The organism is Candidatus Laterigemmans baculatus, from assembly GCF_010367455.1.
GTDB lineage: Bacteria > Planctomycetota > Planctomycetia > Pirellulales > Pirellulaceae > Laterigemmans > Laterigemmans baculatus.
Window position 1 is genome coordinate 1 of record NZ_WRPR01000015.1, and the last position, 16,456, is coordinate 16,456.

The window sequence follows — 16,456 nt, forward strand, 5'->3', positions numbered from 1 at the left end:
GTTTTAAAAAGCAGTCGCCTTCGGCTTGCCGTTAAACGATTTTTCCGCGAGCCGTCCTGCTCCGAACCAATCCAAAGTGGCGCTGTCCAGTTAGCCCGGGATGGCGAAAAGCCCGGAGGAAAAGGTCGCCAGAAGTAGAAACGGCACGCCAAAACACCACCCTCCCCCCGGGCATTGGTCTCTACACAAGTTCAAGGGCCAGGAAAGGCACCGCCCCCCCCGGGAGGGTGAGGTCGGGTCATGCGACTTGTATAGAGACCGATGCCCCCTGGGATGGTATCAATGGAGCCCAGTGAGCAAGCCTAACCTTTCCAGCCTGACGCACACCGCGCATAAAAAAACCTCGCTGCCCGCGGTGGGCAGCGAGGTTTTTTGCAGACGCTTGGAAGTGACCCCTACGGGACTCGAACCCGTGTCGCCGCCGTGAAAGGGCGGTGTCCTAGACCGCTAGACGAAGGGGCCTTGAGAGACTGAACGTCCCTTGCGTGGCTCATTGTTTACCGGCTGTGCCCACTAGCCGTCAAGGCTCCCGAGTGGGGCAATCGCCCGAATTCGAGATTCTTTTTCCCACCGAGGAAGACTCTCCCTCCATTCGGCTACTGGCCGGGGTTCCCTTGAGGGAAAAATCACAGTTCCCCTGAAGGAAAGACGGGGACCGCGCGCAAGACTCCCGCCTCAACACGGGTCGCTTGCGAACGATCCGCCGATCCGACTTAGGATTCGAGAGACTCGGCCGCCTTGTCGTCGACCCCTTCCTTGCCACGCTGGATGGCATCGTAAACCTCGCGGCGATGCACCGGCACCTCGCGGGGAGCCTCCACGCCTAAACGCACCTTGTCACCACGGATCTCAACGACCACAATCCGGATGTCGTTGTTGATGACGATGCTTTCGTTCTTTTTCCTCGACAGCACTAACATGGCTCAGTCCTTTGTGACCGGCTTGTCTCGAATTCCTCGTCCCGGATCGGCTGATTGATCGGGACGCGTAACCACTATCACACGTCAATCAAAATCGATCCGGTTGGGTCGGTTCGCCGACCTCTCACACCGATCCGATAGCCTCGCTATCCTGACGCAATCCACTCTACGTCATGGAAAGGCGTCGTCAAGCAACAAAGGGCTTGGCTGCATTTTTTTGGGCATTCGATTTGCCACCGCGCCGCGCCACCCGCTGCATTCCTTTCCGCCCGTTTTGCTAGCAAATTCCTGCAGAATCGTCGCCGCCGCGCGCGGCGGGCTTTTTTTGAAGATTTTGCAAAAATTGCTGGAGAAATCGCTCGACAGGATTTCCCCAGCCGCCTCGCTGGTCGACTCCGCAGCCGTCGTTGGCGGGCGGCGCGGAGCGGAATCCGCAGCCACTCTCCGGGCCGCGGGCCAGAGCCGGAAGATGGCTCGAAAAAATCGCCGCCGATTTTCACGCGGAAGTGGACAAAAAGCGGCTGAGTTTTGAAGCTGCGGTAAACCCCGCACACGGATTCGGCGTAGAATCGATCCGGGCGAGCCGCGAGTAGGCTCGGTCCGAAACCGCTGCGGAGCCTCCCTGCGATGCCAAACTTCACGCCGCTACATGCCGATCGCACCTTGCCTTTGGTGCGCCGCATCGCTCGCGACCTAGTGGGCCTGCAGAGCGATTTGCGACTCCGCCAAGCGCAGATCGACACGCTCCTTCGGGATGCCAATAAAGCGACCTCCAAAGCGCACGCCGAAGAGTTGGCCGAGATCCGAATGTCGCTCGACGAGGACCAGCGACAGATGCTGGCGTTGCAGGAAGAATTGGCTTCGATCGGGGCGATGATCCATTCGCCCACCGAAGGCGTGATCGACTTTCCCGCCCAACTCGATTCGCGGCCCGTGCGTCTGTGCTGGCGGATCGGTGAAGAGCACGTCAGTCACTGGCACGAAGTCCAAGCCCCGCTGGGCCAGCGCCGTCCGATCACCGACGAAGAGTTCGCACCGCCGGTCAGTGCCGCAGCCGAAGCTTAGGCACGTATAGTCGCCTTTCGCTCCGCGAAAGTAGCGTGTTTGCGCATCTTTCGCGGAGCGAAAGGCGACTATGCTTCGCCGCAGACAAAAATCGTCAGCGCCCGACAGCCGTGGGCCCCGAGCACGAGCGATTGCTCGATATCAGCCGTCTTGCTCGGCCCCGCGATAAACACGCCGAATCCCTGCTCAATCGTCGAGCCGATCCGCTCATAAGCTGCGTGCATGTGGGGCACGATATCGGCCGCCGAGATCACGATCGCAAGATACTGGGTGATGAAAAAGCTCGCCCGATGGCGCACTCCGGCGGTTCGCATCCAAATCGCGCCGTTCTCGGCGACCCCAAAATCCCCCGCCGCGATCAACCAATCGAGCGACGCGAGGTCGTGGGGATCGTCCACGCTGGCCAAGTCCAGATTCCCCGGCACGGCAGCAGGGAGAAGCGAAGCTCGAGTGCGTGCATCTCGATAGGGCGGGAGCTCCTCGAGGATCGGCCCGATTTCATCGAGCGAACCGATCCGATGAACGGCCGCTCCGACCGAGGTGGCGACTTGGCAGAACTGCGCCAGCGGATCGTCGTAGGCGACCAAGCCCGCCGGGTGGAGGTCGGGCAACGGCGGAGCCGTGACCGGCCGGCTGCGGAGCCGGTCGAGGATGGCCTGGCGGCTGGAGGTGGATGCGGCGTCAGTCATGCGATTGGCTTTCCCGATTCTGCTTCCACCATTCCCGAAAGCTTTCCCGCGGCGGCTCGGGCAGCTCACGCCGCCGCCCCCAGGTGTTCAGCCGATTGTAGACGAGAAACCGCGGCGTGATCCGCAACGCCTGACGTCCCAACCAGCCGGCGGCAGCGAATAGTCGCGGATGACGCATCAATTGCGACGCGGCGTCCATCGCCCAGCGTTTGCTCGCTGGCAGCAATCGTCGCGAGGCCAGCTCGCGGCGCCACGCGAGTAGCTGGTGATGTAGCGGAATTCGCACCGGGCAGACGTCGGTACAACTCCCACAGAGGCTGCATGCACTGGGCAGACTTTGATGCGCTGCCGGATCCGCCGCCGGCGAGAGCACCGAACCGATCGGGCCAGGGACGACCGCGTTGTAGCTGTGTCCGCCGCTCCGCCGGTAGACCGGGCAGGTATTCATGCATGCCCCACAGCGAATGCACCCCAGGGCTGGGCGAAACTCCTGCGAATCGCGAATCCGCGTGCGACCATTGTCGACCAGCACGATATGCAATTCTCCGCTCGTCCGGCCTGATCCCTCGGGGCCGTCGCTCTCGCGGAGCGGACCGTGGAAGTGCGATGTGTAGGTCGTGATCGGCTGACCGGTCGCACTGCGGGCGAGCAAGCGAGTGAAGACGCCCAGGTCGCGGGCCCGGGGAATCAGCTTCTCGATTCCCATGCAGGCGATGTGCAGCGGCGGCAGCGAAGTTCCCAGGTCGGCGTTTCCCTCATTCGTGCAGACGACGATTCCGCCCGTTTCGGCGATCCCGAAATTGACACCCGTAATTCCTGCATCGGCTGCGAGAAACTTATCGCGAAGATGGCCGCGAGCCGCTTCGGTCAGGTACTGCGGATCGGCGGCTCCCGCTTCGGTGCCGAGATGCTCGTGGAACGTATCACCGACTTCCTCCTTCTTGATGTGGATCGCCGGCAACACGATGTGGCTCGGCCGCTCATGCCTCAGCTGCACGATCCGCTCGCCCAAGTCGGTGTCGACCACCTCGATCCCATGCCGCTCGAGAAACGGATTCAGATGGCATTCCTCGGTCAGCATCGATTTGCTTTTGACGACCCGCCGGACCTGATGTTCCTCAAGGATCCGCAGCACGATGCGGTTGTGCTCTTCGGCATCGGCTGCCCAGTGCACGTGAGCTCCCTGACGCGTCGCGGCCGCTTCGAACTGCTCGAGATACTCGGGCAGCGCGGCGATCGTGTGCTGCTTGATCGCCGAAGCCGTCTCGCGGAGCCACTCCCACTCGGGAAGCGAATGGGCCATCCGATCGCGCTTTTCCCGCACAAACCACAGCGCTTTATCGTGCCACGCCATCCGCTCCCGGTTGGCGACAAACTTCGCTGCCGCGGCGGGATGTTCGACGATCGGTAATGCTCCCATCTCAAACGTCTCCTTGCAGCTTGGTCGCTTCCAACGATTCGGCCGTTTCTCGTCGCGGCGTTCGACTCGGCGGCGCGGCGGGACGGAGATTCGCAGCCACTTCTTCAGCAGCCACTTCTCTCTCGCGGATCGCTCCCCGGCGGTCCGAGGGGAGCGGTCGACCGGCGAGCACCTGGGCGACGTGCATCACCTGCAACGGCTGGCGATTGCGGCGCAACAGTCCCTGCATGTGCATCAGGCACGACATGTCGCCCGCCACGATCACTTCGGCACCTGCCTGAAGATGATCCTCGATGCGATCGCACCCCATCGCCGCCGACACGTCCGCTTCCTGAACCGCAAACGTTCCGCCAAAGCCACAGCACTCATCGGGTCGCTTCAGCGGAACCAGTTCCAGACCCTCGATCGTGCGGAGCAGGCGGCTGACCTTGTCGTCGCGGGCGGTCATCGTCTCGCTCGACCATCCGAGCCGCAGTTCCCGCAGCCCGTGACAGCTTTGGTGCAATCCGACCCGATGCGGAAAACTTCCCCCGATCGACTCGACCCGCAGCACGTCGTGCAAGAACTCACACAACTCGAACGTTTTGCTGCGGAGTCCGTGATCATCCTCCTCGTCGCTGAAGTACGCGTCGTAGTGGTTGCGGACCATCGACGTGCACGAGCCCGAGGGACAGACGACGTGGGTGTAGGGAGCAAAAATCTCGGCAGCCCGCAGCGCCAACGGACGGGCCGCTTCGGCACAACCGGTGTTGGCCATCGGCTGTCCGCAGCAGGTCTGCGAGGTGGGAAAATCGACCTCCACCCCAAACCGCTCCAGGACCTCCACGGTGGCGACGGCCACATCGGGATAGAACTGATCGATGTAACAGGGAACAAACAGGCCGACGCGCATGGATCGTGTTCTGACGAAGGAGGCGTGTTGCGGACCGGTTCAGTCTACCACGGCCGGAACCGCGTGGGGCTCGGCGACGCGCGGAGATCGGCCAGCCGAGTTTTGCGGGTTGATCTTCGCCCGGTGCGGAATCGTCAGCTAAGCTGGAGACGTCACCCCGCTCCTCTCCCCCCCCCGTTCCGACCGCCACTCGCCTCGGTTGCCGCGATGCCCCTCCGGATCCGCTGTCCCCAATGCCAGGCACTGATGCAGGTCCCGGATACCGCTGCGGGGAAACGCACCAAATGCCCCAAGTGCGCGGCGGTCGTCTCGGTCCCAGCCAATACCGCCAACTCGGCTGGCCCAACCTCCAGCGGTTCAACCTCCAGCGGCCCAACTTCCAGCGGTTCAGCGGCGAAGTCGCCCGCCAAGCCGACCGCTCCTGCAACGCCGTCCGCTCGTCCGCCCGGCCAGACTCCCGGTGCCGCTCCTGCCGGCAAAGCTCCCGGTGCCGCTCCTGCCGGCAAAGCTCCCGGTGCCGCTCCTGCCGGCAACACCCGGCAGGTTCGCTGTCCGCGTTGTCAACAAGTCATGCGTGCAGCAGCCGGAGCAACCGTCCAGTGCCCCAAGTGCCAAGCGACCGTCCGAGTCCCCGGCCCCGGCTCGAAACCGGCGGCGACTCAGCCGAGCGGCGGGTTCGATTTCGATGACCTGCCCTCCACTTCACTCGGTGGTCCCTCGTCGTTCGGGGGACCTTCCTCATTCGGGGGCTCCTCGTCGTTCGGGGGCTCCTCCTTCGGCACCGCCAAACCGAAAAGCAAGTCGTCCGGCCCCTCCTTCCCGAGCTTCTCGAAGCCTGCCAGCAGCAGTTGGTCACCGCCGGGCGGCAACCCCTACGCCTCCAGCGCCGGCCCCTATGCTTCGGGCGGCGGCGGCCGAAAAAGTGGAAACCTGCCGAGCGGACGCTCCGCTTGGCACTATGCGGTCCCCGGAGTGGTCTTCGACATCCTCGGAGCGTTGATGCTGATAGGCTTGGCTTTAAACATTATTGGCACCGTCATTTTGATGATGACGAATGATATTCCGGCTGACGCTGTTCCCTATATCATCGGCAGAGTGGTCGGCGGTTTGGCGATCAGCGGTCCCATCGCGGTGGTCTACTTGATGGGCGGCTCGGCGATGATCCGACGGACGAGCCTCGGTGCTGCCAAGACCGCTGCGATTGTCGGTTGCATCCCTTGTTTCAACTGCGTCATCCTGACGCCCATCGGAATCTGGGCCGCGATCCTCGTCTTCTCCGACGCAGCCCGCCGCGACTTCAGCGACTGATCCACGTTCTCAGCCCAACCGGCTTTTCAGTTTGAACAGGAGGTTCAACCGATGATCCTGTCGTTTCTCCGTGGGCTACTCGGCGGCCGTCCGCTCGCCAACTCTCGGCCAAATCCGCCGACGGCCCGTCCGGCCCCTCCGGCATCTCCAAATCACCCACCTCAGTCGCTTGCGGTCGAGCCGCCGAAGTCCGCTTCCGCTGCGCCTAAATTGAGTGAGCCGGTCGTGCTCAGCTTTCGCATGACGCTCGACCGTCCCGCTCCAGACGCTCCAAACCGTTTGCCCCAGGTCGAACCGATCCGCCGCAGTCGGAACGAATCGTTGGCGGCGAGCAGCGCCGCTCCGCTCACGCTCCGCCAGGCTGGCCTCGGATCTCCCGCTCAGCGGCGGGCGCTGCGGTCGATCGGGATTCGCACGACCGACGAGCTGTTGGCGGCCGATTCAGTCGAACTGGCCGAGCGACTCGGGCTGTCACCACGTGCGGCCGCAACCCTTCGCCGCTGGCAGCGGGCCATCCGGCTGGCGAGGCTGTTGCCAGCGATGATGCCGCGCGAAGCCTTGCTGCTTCGTGCGGTGCACCGCAAAACGCTGCGGAGCCTCGCCAACGAATCTCCGCTGCGGCTGCGCCGCGACTTGCAGCGGTACGCGCTGTCGACCGCGGGAGCGCGACTCCTCGGCGACCAGCCGCTCCCCGCGGTCGAGCAGATTCGAGCATGGATCGAGACCGCCCGCCGACGCACCGCAGCTCGAACGAGCCGTAGTCGCTAGCCTCGCCGGAGAACGGCCCTCCACCACCACACTACAGGGGTGTATGAGTGCATGCGACGGAGGGGGATAGGGAGGGTCGGGCTGGGATGGTGAAACGCCCGAAAGAAAAGGGCGCCCGAAGTAGAAACGGCACGTCAAAACATCACCCTCCCGCTTGCGGGAGGGTCGGGCTCTTAGGCCCGGGGAGGGTCGCGATCAGTCTTCCGCCTGGACTTAACCGCGTCGAAACGCCAGATGCACGATCTGGCTGGCGGCTCGCAGCGCTTCGCCGGGGCTTAACTTGCTCGCCCCGTGGCGGCGCTCGTGAAACGTGATCGGGACTTCCGCCATCGGGCTGCCGAGACGAGCCAAGCGCACGAGCAGCTCTTCGAAGATCGCGTACCCGTTGCTCCGCAGCGTTTCGGGCTCAATCCGCTCGAGCGCCGCGACGCGGTAGCAGCGGAGCGAACCACTGCAATCGCTCACGGGCAGCCGCAGAATCCCGGTGGCAAAGCGGTTCACCATCCGACTCATCACCCGCCGCCGCAGCGGCCAGCCCTCGATCCGCCCGCCAGTGGCGTACCGCGTGCCGACGACGACATCGACGGGAGCCTCGGGGTCGCGTGCCCGCTCGAGCAACCGCGGCAGGTCGGCCGGGTCATGGCTAAAGTCCCCGTCCAAGTTCAACAGCCACGCGTAACGGTTTGCCACCGCGTCTCGAATCGCCTCCCGCAAGGCGCCACCGAGCCCCCGTTGGTCGCTGCGAATTATCGTCCGCAAGTACGAGACCGTCTCGCTCTGCTCGGCCGCCCAGCGTCCCGTTCCGTCGGGTGAATCGTCGTCGACGACCAGGATGTCCGCCTCGGGCAGCGAGTGATGGATCGCTGCAACCAAGTCCGGGAGGTTCGACCGCTCGTTGTAAGTGCAGACGGCAACGAGCAGTCGCTCGGCAGGCTGCTCCGAGAGAGCCGCGTCATCGGGAACCGCGTCATCGGGGGCCGCGGCATCGGAGGCCGCGTCATCGGGGAAACGGGGGCTCGGTGGAACGGAACTCATGCCGCGGCGGGGATCAATTGGAAATCGTCGAGGGTGGTGGGGCGGCAGGTCAGACGCAGCACCGCGGCCCACGCGGGTACCGAATCATGGACCGCTCCGAAGCCGACGACTAGAGGGCGCTGCGCGCCGGCCGGTCGCGAAAGCACCGTCCGCGTTTCGACCGCCGGGGCTGGGCCGAGCACGGGGAGCAGCGCATTGCGGATCGCCTCAGCCTGCCGCTTCGCCGCTCGCGCTCGCCACGGCCCGAGCGACCGCTCCAAATCCACCAGCACTTCGAACCTCAGCGAGCGGCCCGCGGCGCGCTGCAGTTCCGTCGCGAGCGCGACGTAAAACTCTGGCGCCAAAGCCAACCCGCGCTCCACTGCGATCACGGGAGTGCGTCCCTGGTGGTCGGCCGATTCGACGCATCGCTCGGCCAGCGGTCGCAGGATTGCTTGCGGATCACTCATCCGATTCAGCCCTCACGCATCCGGGAGAACAGCGATTGGAAGTCGACGTCCGCCCCCCTCCGCTTCACCTCGGCGCGTGCCCGTGGCGAGCCGATCTCGAGGCGCGTATCGACTTCGATGTCATCCTCGATCACCAACAGGTCACTGTCGTCAGCGATCAGGATGTCGTGGTTCATCGGAAGCTCGGCGAAATCTTGAAGCGGCTGGTTCCGGATCGCCTCGGCATTGATCGAGACGATTTCGCGGTGCAGCCGCGTCTCGTCCGTCTCCGGTTCGCTCGGCCGCGACGCTTGCACCTGCAGCCGTTTGGGGTCCGCACCGGATGCGTTCGCCGCAACCGAGTCCAGCTGCAATGGCTCCTCCTCGTCGAACCCATCGCCGAACAGCGCCAGCACGTCCGTCGCGATCGCCGACTCCTCCTCGCGTGCCGCCACGATCTCCGTTTCCCAAGCCGCCGTTTCGACCGCCGGCGATTCCCAGCTACCGAAGTCGACCACGGTCGGCCGCCAGTCGCTCGCTTCCAACGACTCGCCTTCCGCTACGCCGACATCTTCCGCCGCAGGCTCGTCCAGCGAAAACTTTTGCGACGCGGGCTCCTCTGCAACGGGCTCTTCCGCCGGAGCCGGTTCCGACGTGGCCTGTTCCACGACGCTGGCTTCCGTCTTGGCTTCCGTCTTGGCTTCCGTCTTGGCTTCCGTCTTGGCTTCCGCCGGCTCAGCCCCCCCGGCACGAGGGGTCACGGCATGCGTGACCCCGATTTCGTAGTCGACCGTTTCGGCCATCGGGTCGGCCTCGTGCTCGTCCTCGAGCGTCCCGAATTCGACGACCGCCAAGTCGCTCTCGCCGTCCCCTTTCTGCTGCGAGGCTGCGGCTCCGACGATGGGACTTGGCAGCTGCTGCAGATCAGCCCAGGCGCGCTGCACGATTTCGGCTGTGATCCGCTGCTGCGATTCGGATTCGGCCAAGGCGACGGCGCGGCTCATCGTCTGATTGATCAACCGGGGGATTCCGTCGGCCGCATAGTAGACCGCGGCGAGAGCTTCCGGATCGATCGTCGACTGCGGATTGGCGCCGGCGTGCCGGATCGCTCCGAGGACGTATTCGCTCGTCTCGTTCTGGCCGAGCGGATGCAGGTAGCAGCGGGTGCTGATCCGCTGGCTGAACGCCTCCATCCGCGGGTGGGCGAAGCGTTCGTCGAGCGACGGACCGCCGGCCAGCACCAGCTGCACGCGGGGGCTCCCGTTTCGCACGATCCCCGACATCATCCGCAACTCTTCGAGCAGTCGCCCGGGCAACGTGTGCGCTTCGTCGACGACGATGAGCAGTCCAGCCCGGCTGGCCGGCCCGCCGCTGGCCGCTCGGTCGATCAACGACAACCGCAGCTCCCCTTCGGTCTTATCGCTGTAAGGCATCCCGAGGTGATGCAGCAGATGCTGGAGCAACGCCTTGCGGGTGCACAGCCGCGATTCGGCGAGCAACACCACGTCGAATTCGTTGCGATAGGCACCGGCGATCAAAGTGCACAGCAACGATTTGCCCGTCCCGGGCGGTCCGACCAGCATCCCGGGGCATTCGCGGCGATCGATCGCTTCCATCAGCCGTTTGCGAGCGACTTCGACCGAGCCGATCGCCAAGTAGCGATCCGAAGAGGGGGAGGCCGGAAAGGGGTTTTCGCGAAAAAACAGCTTGGCTGAGTCCATGACCATTCGTCGATTGGCGAGCGTAGCGGGCCCTTGGGAAACGCTCCAGCGAATCCCCCATCGTCGTTGTCAATCGGCACACCAGCCGCTCTCACTAAAGCCGAACCCGGCCCCACTCGCGCCTCAGAGAATCAGGAGCACGACCAAGGCGAGCACCGCTGAGGCCTCGACGGCTGCTCCCCAGCTCCAGGCGGTCCGCAGCTCGCGCCACGAGCGGCGCTGGCGAATCCACTCCGCCGGCACTTCCAATCGCTGCGCCGCACGCAAACCAATCAGCCGCTGCGGAGGACGGCAGGCCCAGCGCGCGGTGACGAGGAATGCCACGACCGCTCCGCAGAGCGCCACAAACACGCTCGGAACCGGATAGGGTCCCGGCCGAACGCTCCCAAACCGCATCCGCGCAAACAGCGGGTCGACCCGCGGCGGCGGCTCCAAGCTCCGCATCCGCTCAGTCGCTCCCGCGCGGCGGGCGAGCCAGAACGCATTCCAGTCGCGGTCGCTAGCCACCGCAGTCGCACTGGCTTGCACCGCGGTTGCCTGCTCTTGCTGGTAAGCCACCGGGCTCACCGCCGCAGCCAGCTCAGGCTTTCCCGCTGCCGGCGCATCGGCGAACTCCGGCTGCCGAGTGTGGGCGAGGTAGAAGTCCGCCGACTCGGCATCCCACTGCGCGCGGTAGTAGTCGGGACTCCGCTTGCGGTAATCGGGATGCGAAGCGTCCTCGGCGGCCTGCCGCAACGATTCCAGCTTGGCGTCGTGGGCCATTAAGTTGAACACCCGCTGGACGCCGCCGCTCGGAGCCACAATCTCGACCGCGACCACCGGCTCGCCGCCGGGCAAAAAGCGAAGCATCGCCAGCCCCGTCACCACGGCGACCAGCCACGGGCGTCGGCGGGCCGTCCGCAGCGCCATTTGCGCTGCCCGATTCGCTGGACGCCCAAGCATCCGCAATCTTCGCTTGATCCGCATCCCTCTCGCCCCCCCGAGCACAACGCCAAAACCCCAGGTCGTGTACTTTTTCCGCGCAAGCTCGACCAACAGGCAGAATCGTCACAATCGCTCCCCAGGATTGAGCCAAAGCCTACCATTCCCCCCAGCCAGTACTCAGTACTCAGTACTCAGTACTCACCCCCGACCCGCTATAATCACTCGCACGCCCCGCTTCACCCTTCACCCTTCACCCTTCACCCTTCACCCTTCACCCTTCACCCTTCACCCTTCACCCTTCACCCTTCACCCTTCACCCTTCACCCTTCACCCATGCCTTGCTGTCCCTCGCTGCCGACTCCTCCGTTTCGGATCAAGGTGTGTGGCGTGCGCACGGTGGAGGACGTTCGCGCGACCGCCTCGGCCGGCGGCGACGCGGTGGGACTGAACTTTTATCCTCCGAGCGTCCGGTCCCTCGATCGCTCGACGGCTCGGGAGTTGGCCGCCGAAGCCGAGCGGCTGGGGATCTGCGCCGTGGGGCTGTTCGTCAACGAGCCCCCGGAGGCGATCGCCGAGACGGCGGCCGAGGTGGGGCTGCGGGCCGTTCAGCTGCATGGGGATGAAGCGGTCGAGGACGCCGCGCAGCTAGCGGCCGACGGCTTCGCGATCGTGCGAGCGGTTCGCTTACCTTGCGGCCCGCTCACGGGCGACGCGATCGATGCGCTCGTTGCCCCCTGGGCCGAGGCGGGTTGTACGGTGCTGTTCGACGCCGACGCGGGTGCAGCGTACGGCGGCCGAGGGCTGCGACTCGACTGGCCGTCGCTCCGGCGGTGGCTTGACTCGGAACCGGCGACAGCTCGTCCGTTCGTGTTGGCCGGAGGGCTGGCGGCGGAAACGGTGGCCGAGGCGGTGGCGGCCAGCGGGGCTTGGGGCGTCGACGTGGCCAGCGGCGTGGAGGCTTCACGCGGTATCAAATCGCCCGAGCGGATCAGCGAATTTGCGCGGCGGGCCCGCGGGGCGCTGGCGAGCTCTTCGCTGCCCAGTTCCTGAACGGGACTCGCCGGCAAGTCATTCTCTTCTCCGCCCGCGACGCTTAAGATGTCCAGCGTTCGGAATTCTCACGGTGGAGACTTCGATCTGGGGCGGCCGCAGTCGCGGTGCATGGGTCCCGCGGAGTTCGCCGGATGAGAGTCTATTTTTTTGAGGAATAGGATTTATGTCACAGGTCGAGTCGACCAAACTGCCGTACAAGGTCAAGGACATTTCGTTGGCCGAATTTGGCCGCAACGAAATCATGCTGGCCGAGAACGAGATGCCGGGCCTGATGGCCCTGCGGAAAAAGTACGGCAGCGAGAAGCCGCTGGCCGGCGCTCGCATCGCAGGATGTCTGCACATGACGATTCAGACCGCCGTCTTGATCGAGACGCTGGTTGAACTCGGTGCGGAAGTGACTTGGAGCAGCTGCAATATTTTCAGCACCCAGGATCACGCGGCCGCCGCGATCGCCGCCGCCGGGATTCCGGTTTACGCTTGGAAGGGAATGAGCGAAGAGGAGTTCGATTGGTGCATCGAGCAGACGCTCCATTTCCCCTCGGGCGAACCGCTCAACATGATCCTGGACGACGGCGGTGACTTGACCGCGATGGTCCACGATCGCTTCCCCGAGTTGCTGACCGAGATCCGCGGGCTCAGCGAAGAGACCACCGCGGGGATCCACCGGCTCGAGCAACTGCAGCGGAAGGGCAATCTGAAAGTCCCGGCGATCAACGTCAACGACTCGGCGACCAAGAGCAAGTTTGACAATCTCTATGGCTGCCGCGAATCGCTGGCCGACGGGATCAAGCGGGCCACCGACGTGATGCTCGCCGGCAAGGTCGCCGTGGTGTGCGGTTACGGCGACGTCGGCAAGGGCTGTGCGACTTCGCTCGCCCGCTACGGCTGTCGCGTGATCGTTACCGAGATCGATCCGATCAACGCCCTCCAAGCGGTGATGGAGGGCTTTGAGGTCGTCACCATGGAAGAGGCCTGCACGCAGGGCAAGCTGTTCGTCACGGCGACCGGCAACAAGGACATCATCCTCGGCAGCCACATGTCGAAGATGCCCAACGACGCGATCGTCTGCAACATCGGCCACTTCGACCACGAGATCGATGTCGCGTGGCTCGAGGGCGAAGTCAAAGCGGGCCGCGTCACCAAGAACCGGATCAAGCCTGCCGAAATCGGTGCGGTCGACCGCTACACCTTCGAGGACGGTCACTCAATCATCCTGCTGGCCCAGGGCCGGCTGGTGAACCTCGGCTGCGGGACGGGCCACCCGAGCTTCGTGATGAGCACCTCGTTCACCAACCAGGTCCTCGCCCAGATCGAGCTCTGGAAGAACGCGGGCGACTACGCGGTCGATGTCCACGTGCTCCCCAAGAAGCTCGACGAAGAGGTGGCACGGCTGCACCTCGGCCAGCTCGGCGTCAAGCTGACCGAGCTGACCGACGAGCAAGCGGCCTACATCGACGTGCCCAAGGAAGGCCCCTACAAGCCGCCGTACTACCGCTACTAAGCCGGCTCCACGATCCGCTCCGGATCGATCCGCTCCACCATCGACGCCGGCAGGCGAGTCCCCAGAGACGCGCCTGCCGGCGTCTTTTTACCCGCCGACAGTACGCAGTACTCCAGCGCCCCAGCCCCCAGCCCCCAGTACTCAGTACTCAGTACTCCAGCGCACGCGCACCCCCCCAGCCGTTTCTCGTGAAACACCTCTTTTTCCCCTCGTGCTCGTGCTCGTGCTCGTGCTCGAAACGACGAGAAGTGAGCCGCCCGGTCGAGCTTTGATCCCGAGGCTGACTCGCGCCGCAGGGCTGTACTCCGTCGCGAGCACGGGGGAAAGTCCGAATGCCCTCGAGCGTTCACCGTGAAACATTCCCCATCCCCTCCAACGCTCACTCCGCCTCGGTGTCCTCGGTCGCTCTCGCTGGCTCTCGGTGGCTCTCGGTGGCTCCTTGTCCCGCCCCTCCAGTCCCTCGCTTCTCAAACTGCCATTCTGCTCAAACCCACTTCGCGCGTACTATTCGTCTCGCTCGGTGCCGAGTGAGGCGTTTCGCGTGAAACGCCGCGGTGCGAGTCGGCTTGCATGGAATGGCTTGGGCCGTGGGACGGATCGTCTGCATCGCAAACCAGAAAGGCGGCGTGGGAAAGACCACCACGGCGGTCAATCTGGCTGCCGGTTTGGCGATGGCGGGGAACCGCACGCTGTTGGTCGACATGGACCCCCAGTGCAATGCGACCGGTGCGGTCGGCAGTGTTCCCCTGCCCCACCATCCGCTGGTCGGCGACAGCCAAATCTCCGAGTGCCTCGCTGAGACCTCGGTCGAGAACCTCCTGCTCCTGCCCGGCAGCCGCTCGTTCCACGACGTGGACCAGCTGGCCAGGAGCGAGGGGAGCGAGGCCGAAAAGCTCCGCAACCACCTCAGCGACGGGCTGCGGGACTACGACTACGTCCTGCTCGATTGCCCGCCCTCGATCGGCACCCTGACCCAAGCCGCCCTCGGTGCCAGCACCGAAGTTCTGATGCCCATCCAGTGCGAATACTTCGCGATGGAGGGACTGACTCAGATGATTCACGTCATCCGCCGCGTGATGCAGCAGACCGACGGGCGTCTGACCTTCGGCGGAATCCTGCTGACGATGTACGATCCGACGCTCGAACTGACCCACGAAGTGGACCAGGAAGTTCGCGAGTTCTTCGGCGACATCGTGTTCGACTCCGTCGTCCCCCGTGACGTGGCGCTCAGCGAATCGCCCAGCCACGGGAAAAGTGTTTACCAGTACGCACCCCGATCCCGCGGTGCATTTGCCTATACCCAACTGTGCATGGAGGTACTCGGACGTGACTAATCAACCGAAGGATCGGCGACTGGGACGGGGACTGGCGGCGCTGCTCGGCACCCCGCTGGACGACGAAGGCAATCCGCTCCCCGAAGGCAACGCCGCCAAACCGCAGCCCCGGGCCGGCGGTGCCCCCTCCGCCGCCAGCAGCACTCAGCCGGCCGCCAGCAGCACTCAGCCGGCCGCTGCGAAACCGGCTCCGCCCGCCACCCAAGCTGCTGCCCCGCAGGCCGCCGCCCAGCGGCCCTCGGCAAGCCAAACGCCCGCGAGTCCAGCCCCCACGGCCAAGCCCGCCGCGAGCCCGACGAGCCCGACGAGCACAAGCTCAAGCACGGGCACGGGCACGCCGGTCTCCGCCAAGCCGACCGGGCGGGCGTCTGACGCCGCGGATCCGAAGGCTGCGGGGAACAAACCCACCGCCGATCGCTCGTCCCGCCAGGCAGTCGAGCTGAATGTCTACGAAATCGAAAACAATCCGTTTCAGCCTCGCCGAGAGTTCAATCCCTCGGAGATCGCCTCGCTGGCCGAGAGCCTCAAGGAGCATGAACAGCTCCAACCGATCCTCGTCCGCCGCGTCGGCGATCGCTTTCAACTGATCAGCGGCGAACGGCGACTGCGAGCCGCGATCCACGCCGGGATGTCGACGGTTCGGGCGGAGATCCGCGAGGCCGACGATCGGCTGGTCGCTGAGCTGGCGATCATCGAGAACCTCCAGCGAAAGGACCTCAACTCGATCGAAAAGGCGATGTCCTTCCGCCGCTACATCGATCAGCACGGGTGCACGCAGGACGAGCTCGGCAAGCGACTGAAGATCGACCGCAGCACGATCGCCAACTTGATGCGGCTGCTCGAATTGCCCCAGCCGGTGCTCGACATGATCCAAGCCGGAACGCTCTCGGCCGGTCACGGGCGGGCGATCCTCTCGCTCGGCGACGAGCGTCAGCAAGTCCGGCTCGCCAAGCAGATGGTCGAGGAAGGCTGGAGCGTGCGGACGACGGAAATGAAAGTCAGCGAAATCCTCGAATCCGAGGACGCCGCCGAACTCGGCAAAGCAGGCCCCGCCACGGCCGCCGCCAAGCGGACCGTGACCCCGCACGTCGAGTCGCTGCAGCAAGAACTGCGGATGCAGCTTGGGACGAAAGTCGAGATCCGCCAGACCGCTCGTGGCAAAGGCAAGATCACGATCCACTTCGCCAACCCCGACGAGTTCGAGCGACTCCGCGCGGTCCTCTCGACCCAGTCGACCGGCAGCGACGTGAAACTCCACGTCGCCTGAACCCAAGCTCTGTCCGGAAACCCTGCGCCGACGGCGCTAGCCTCGGGTGAGCCGTAGGCGCTAGCCGCGGGTGAGCCGACGGCGCTAGCCTCGGGTGAGCCGACGGCGCTAGCCTCGGGTGAGCCGACGGC

The 16,456-nt window shown here is 64.9% G+C and carries 17 protein-coding genes and 1 tRNA gene; 7 read left to right on the forward strand and 11 right to left on the reverse strand.

What is annotated here, in order from left to right:
- Positions 1-389: 389 nt before the first annotated feature.
- The 3 genes from GNK13_RS02970 to GNK13_RS02980 all read right to left on the reverse strand — a co-directional run bounded on the left by GNK13_RS02970 (position 390) and on the right by GNK13_RS02980 (position 1,361).
- A tRNA-Glu gene (locus GNK13_RS02970) sits at positions 390-462 on the reverse strand.
- Between the two features lie 251 nt (positions 463-713).
- Complete coding sequence (csrA, locus tag GNK13_RS02975) at positions 714-920, reverse strand: carbon storage regulator CsrA (protein ID WP_164100955.1); 207 nt, start codon at positions 918-920, stop codon at positions 714-716.
- A 171-nt stretch (positions 921-1,091) separates the two neighbouring features.
- Positions 1,092-1,361 carry a hypothetical protein gene (locus GNK13_RS02980; RefSeq protein ID WP_164100956.1) on the reverse strand — a complete coding sequence of 90 codons (270 nt, stop codon included), beginning with the start codon at positions 1,359-1,361 and terminating at the stop codon, positions 1,092-1,094.
- Positions 1,362-1,547: 186 nt separating this feature from the next.
- On the opposite strand from GNK13_RS02980, the gene GNK13_RS02985 reads away from it, so the two are divergent.
- On the forward strand, positions 1,548-1,985 hold the full coding sequence (locus GNK13_RS02985; RefSeq protein WP_164100957.1) for a DUF2203 domain-containing protein: 438 nt from the start codon (positions 1,548-1,550) through the stop codon (positions 1,983-1,985).
- 68 nt (positions 1,986-2,053) lie between these two features.
- On the opposite strand, the gene GNK13_RS02990 is transcribed toward GNK13_RS02985, so the two are convergent.
- Genes GNK13_RS02990 through GNK13_RS03000 form a run of 3 tightly spaced genes read right to left on the reverse strand, consistent with a single transcriptional unit; the run spans position 2,054 to position 4,986 of the window.
- Entirely contained in the window at positions 2,054-2,674 is a 621-nt protein-coding gene (locus GNK13_RS02990; RefSeq protein WP_164100958.1) for a LutC/YkgG family protein, read from the reverse strand.
- Entirely contained in the window at positions 2,667-4,094 is a 1,428-nt protein-coding gene (locus GNK13_RS02995) for a lactate utilization protein B (protein WP_164100959.1), read from the reverse strand. Before GNK13_RS02995 ends, GNK13_RS02990 begins: the two co-directional genes overlap by 8 nt.
- A gap of 1 nt (position 4,095) precedes the next feature.
- Positions 4,096-4,986, reverse strand: coding sequence for a (Fe-S)-binding protein (locus GNK13_RS03000; protein ID WP_164100960.1), 891 nt, complete (start codon positions 4,984-4,986; stop codon positions 4,096-4,098).
- A 207-nt stretch (positions 4,987-5,193) separates the two neighbouring features.
- Between GNK13_RS03000 and GNK13_RS03005 the strand changes: the two genes are divergently transcribed.
- Both GNK13_RS03005 and GNK13_RS03010 read left to right on the forward strand, forming a co-directional pair.
- On the forward strand, positions 5,194-6,294 hold the full coding sequence (locus tag GNK13_RS03005) for a hypothetical protein (RefSeq protein ID WP_203545332.1): 1,101 nt from the start codon (positions 5,194-5,196) through the stop codon (positions 6,292-6,294).
- A 51-nt stretch (positions 6,295-6,345) separates the two neighbouring features.
- Positions 6,346-7,062: a DUF4332 domain-containing protein gene (locus GNK13_RS03010; protein ID WP_164100962.1), complete on the forward strand. Its 717-nt coding sequence runs from the start codon at positions 6,346-6,348 to the stop codon at positions 7,060-7,062.
- Positions 7,063-7,275: 213 nt separating this feature from the next.
- On the opposite strand, the gene GNK13_RS03015 is transcribed toward GNK13_RS03010, so the two are convergent.
- From GNK13_RS03015 to GNK13_RS03030, 4 genes are all read right to left on the reverse strand, one after another.
- Positions 7,276-8,097: a polyprenol monophosphomannose synthase gene (locus GNK13_RS03015; RefSeq protein ID WP_164100963.1), complete on the reverse strand. Its 822-nt coding sequence runs from the start codon at positions 8,095-8,097 to the stop codon at positions 7,276-7,278.
- Positions 8,094-8,546, reverse strand: coding sequence for a hypothetical protein (locus tag GNK13_RS03020; protein ID WP_164100964.1), 453 nt, complete (start codon positions 8,544-8,546; stop codon positions 8,094-8,096). The genes GNK13_RS03015 and GNK13_RS03020 overlap by 4 nt, the downstream gene beginning before the upstream one ends.
- Positions 8,547-8,551: 5 nt before the next feature.
- Positions 8,552-10,246, reverse strand: a complete 1,695-nt coding sequence (locus GNK13_RS03025; protein ID WP_164100965.1) for an ExeA family protein — start codon at positions 10,244-10,246, stop codon at positions 8,552-8,554.
- 123 nt (positions 10,247-10,369) lie between these two features.
- Positions 10,370-11,155: a hypothetical protein gene (locus tag GNK13_RS03030; protein ID WP_164100966.1), complete on the reverse strand. Its 786-nt coding sequence runs from the start codon at positions 11,153-11,155 to the stop codon at positions 10,370-10,372.
- A 348-nt stretch (positions 11,156-11,503) separates the two neighbouring features.
- Between GNK13_RS03030 and GNK13_RS03035 the strand changes: the two genes are divergently transcribed.
- Together GNK13_RS03035 and ahcY are read left to right on the forward strand one after the other, a co-directional pair.
- Positions 11,504-12,220: a phosphoribosylanthranilate isomerase gene (locus GNK13_RS03035; RefSeq protein ID WP_164100967.1), complete on the forward strand. Its 717-nt coding sequence runs from the start codon at positions 11,504-11,506 to the stop codon at positions 12,218-12,220.
- A 166-nt stretch (positions 12,221-12,386) separates the two neighbouring features.
- Positions 12,387-13,724: an adenosylhomocysteinase gene (gene ahcY / locus GNK13_RS03040; protein ID WP_164100968.1), complete on the forward strand. Its 1,338-nt coding sequence runs from the start codon at positions 12,387-12,389 to the stop codon at positions 13,722-13,724.
- Here ahcY and GNK13_RS03045 read toward each other — a convergent pair.
- On the reverse strand, positions 13,721-13,921 hold the full coding sequence (locus GNK13_RS03045) for a hypothetical protein (RefSeq protein ID WP_164100969.1): 201 nt from the start codon (positions 13,919-13,921) through the stop codon (positions 13,721-13,723). The two genes, ahcY and GNK13_RS03045, sit on opposite strands and share 4 nt — an antisense overlap.
- 390 nt (positions 13,922-14,311) lie before the next feature.
- Between GNK13_RS03045 and GNK13_RS03050 the strand changes: the two genes are divergently transcribed.
- Together GNK13_RS03050 and GNK13_RS21605 are read left to right on the forward strand one after the other, a co-directional pair.
- Positions 14,312-15,058 carry a ParA family protein gene (locus GNK13_RS03050; RefSeq protein WP_203328896.1) on the forward strand — a complete coding sequence of 249 codons (747 nt, stop codon included), beginning with the start codon at positions 14,312-14,314 and terminating at the stop codon, positions 15,056-15,058.
- Positions 15,051-16,325: a ParB/RepB/Spo0J family partition protein gene (locus tag GNK13_RS21605; protein ID WP_235934741.1), complete on the forward strand. Its 1,275-nt coding sequence runs from the start codon at positions 15,051-15,053 to the stop codon at positions 16,323-16,325. The genes GNK13_RS03050 and GNK13_RS21605 overlap by 8 nt, the downstream gene beginning before the upstream one ends.
- Positions 16,326-16,456 lie beyond the last annotated feature (131 nt).

What these genes read in the sequence shown, in the direction of transcription:
- csrA (WP_164100955.1), bottom strand. Translation starts at nt 920, where the DNA reads ATGTTAGTGCTGTCGAGGAAAAAGAACGAAAGCATCGTCATCAACAAC.
- GNK13_RS02995 (WP_164100959.1), bottom strand. Translation starts at nt 4,094, where the DNA reads ATGGGAGCATTACCGATCGTCGAACATCCCGCCGCGGCAGCGAAGTTT.
- GNK13_RS03005 (WP_203545332.1), top strand. Translation starts at nt 5,194, where the DNA reads ATGCCCCTCCGGATCCGCTGTCCCCAATGCCAGGCACTGATGCAGGTC.
- GNK13_RS03010 (WP_164100962.1), top strand. Translation starts at nt 6,346, where the DNA reads ATGATCCTGTCGTTTCTCCGTGGGCTACTCGGCGGCCGTCCGCTCGCC.
- GNK13_RS02990 (WP_164100958.1), bottom strand. Translation starts at nt 2,674, where the DNA reads ATGACTGACGCCGCATCCACCTCCAGCCGCCAGGCCATCCTCGACCGG.
- GNK13_RS03035 (WP_164100967.1), top strand. Translation starts at nt 11,504, where the DNA reads ATGCCTTGCTGTCCCTCGCTGCCGACTCCTCCGTTTCGGATCAAGGTG.
- GNK13_RS03030 (WP_164100966.1), bottom strand. Translation starts at nt 11,155, where the DNA reads ATGGCGCTGCGGACGGCCCGCCGACGCCCGTGGCTGGTCGCCGTGGTG.
- GNK13_RS02985 (WP_164100957.1), top strand. Translation starts at nt 1,548, where the DNA reads ATGCCAAACTTCACGCCGCTACATGCCGATCGCACCTTGCCTTTGGTG.
- ahcY (WP_164100968.1), top strand. Translation starts at nt 12,387, where the DNA reads ATGTCACAGGTCGAGTCGACCAAACTGCCGTACAAGGTCAAGGACATT.
- GNK13_RS03015 (WP_164100963.1), bottom strand. Translation starts at nt 8,097, where the DNA reads ATGAGTTCCGTTCCACCGAGCCCCCGTTTCCCCGATGACGCGGCCTCC.
- GNK13_RS03025 (WP_164100965.1), bottom strand. Translation starts at nt 10,246, where the DNA reads ATGGACTCAGCCAAGCTGTTTTTTCGCGAAAACCCCTTTCCGGCCTCC.
- GNK13_RS03020 (WP_164100964.1), bottom strand. Translation starts at nt 8,546, where the DNA reads ATGAGTGATCCGCAAGCAATCCTGCGACCGCTGGCCGAGCGATGCGTC.
- GNK13_RS03000 (WP_164100960.1), bottom strand. Translation starts at nt 4,986, where the DNA reads ATGCGCGTCGGCCTGTTTGTTCCCTGTTACATCGATCAGTTCTATCCC.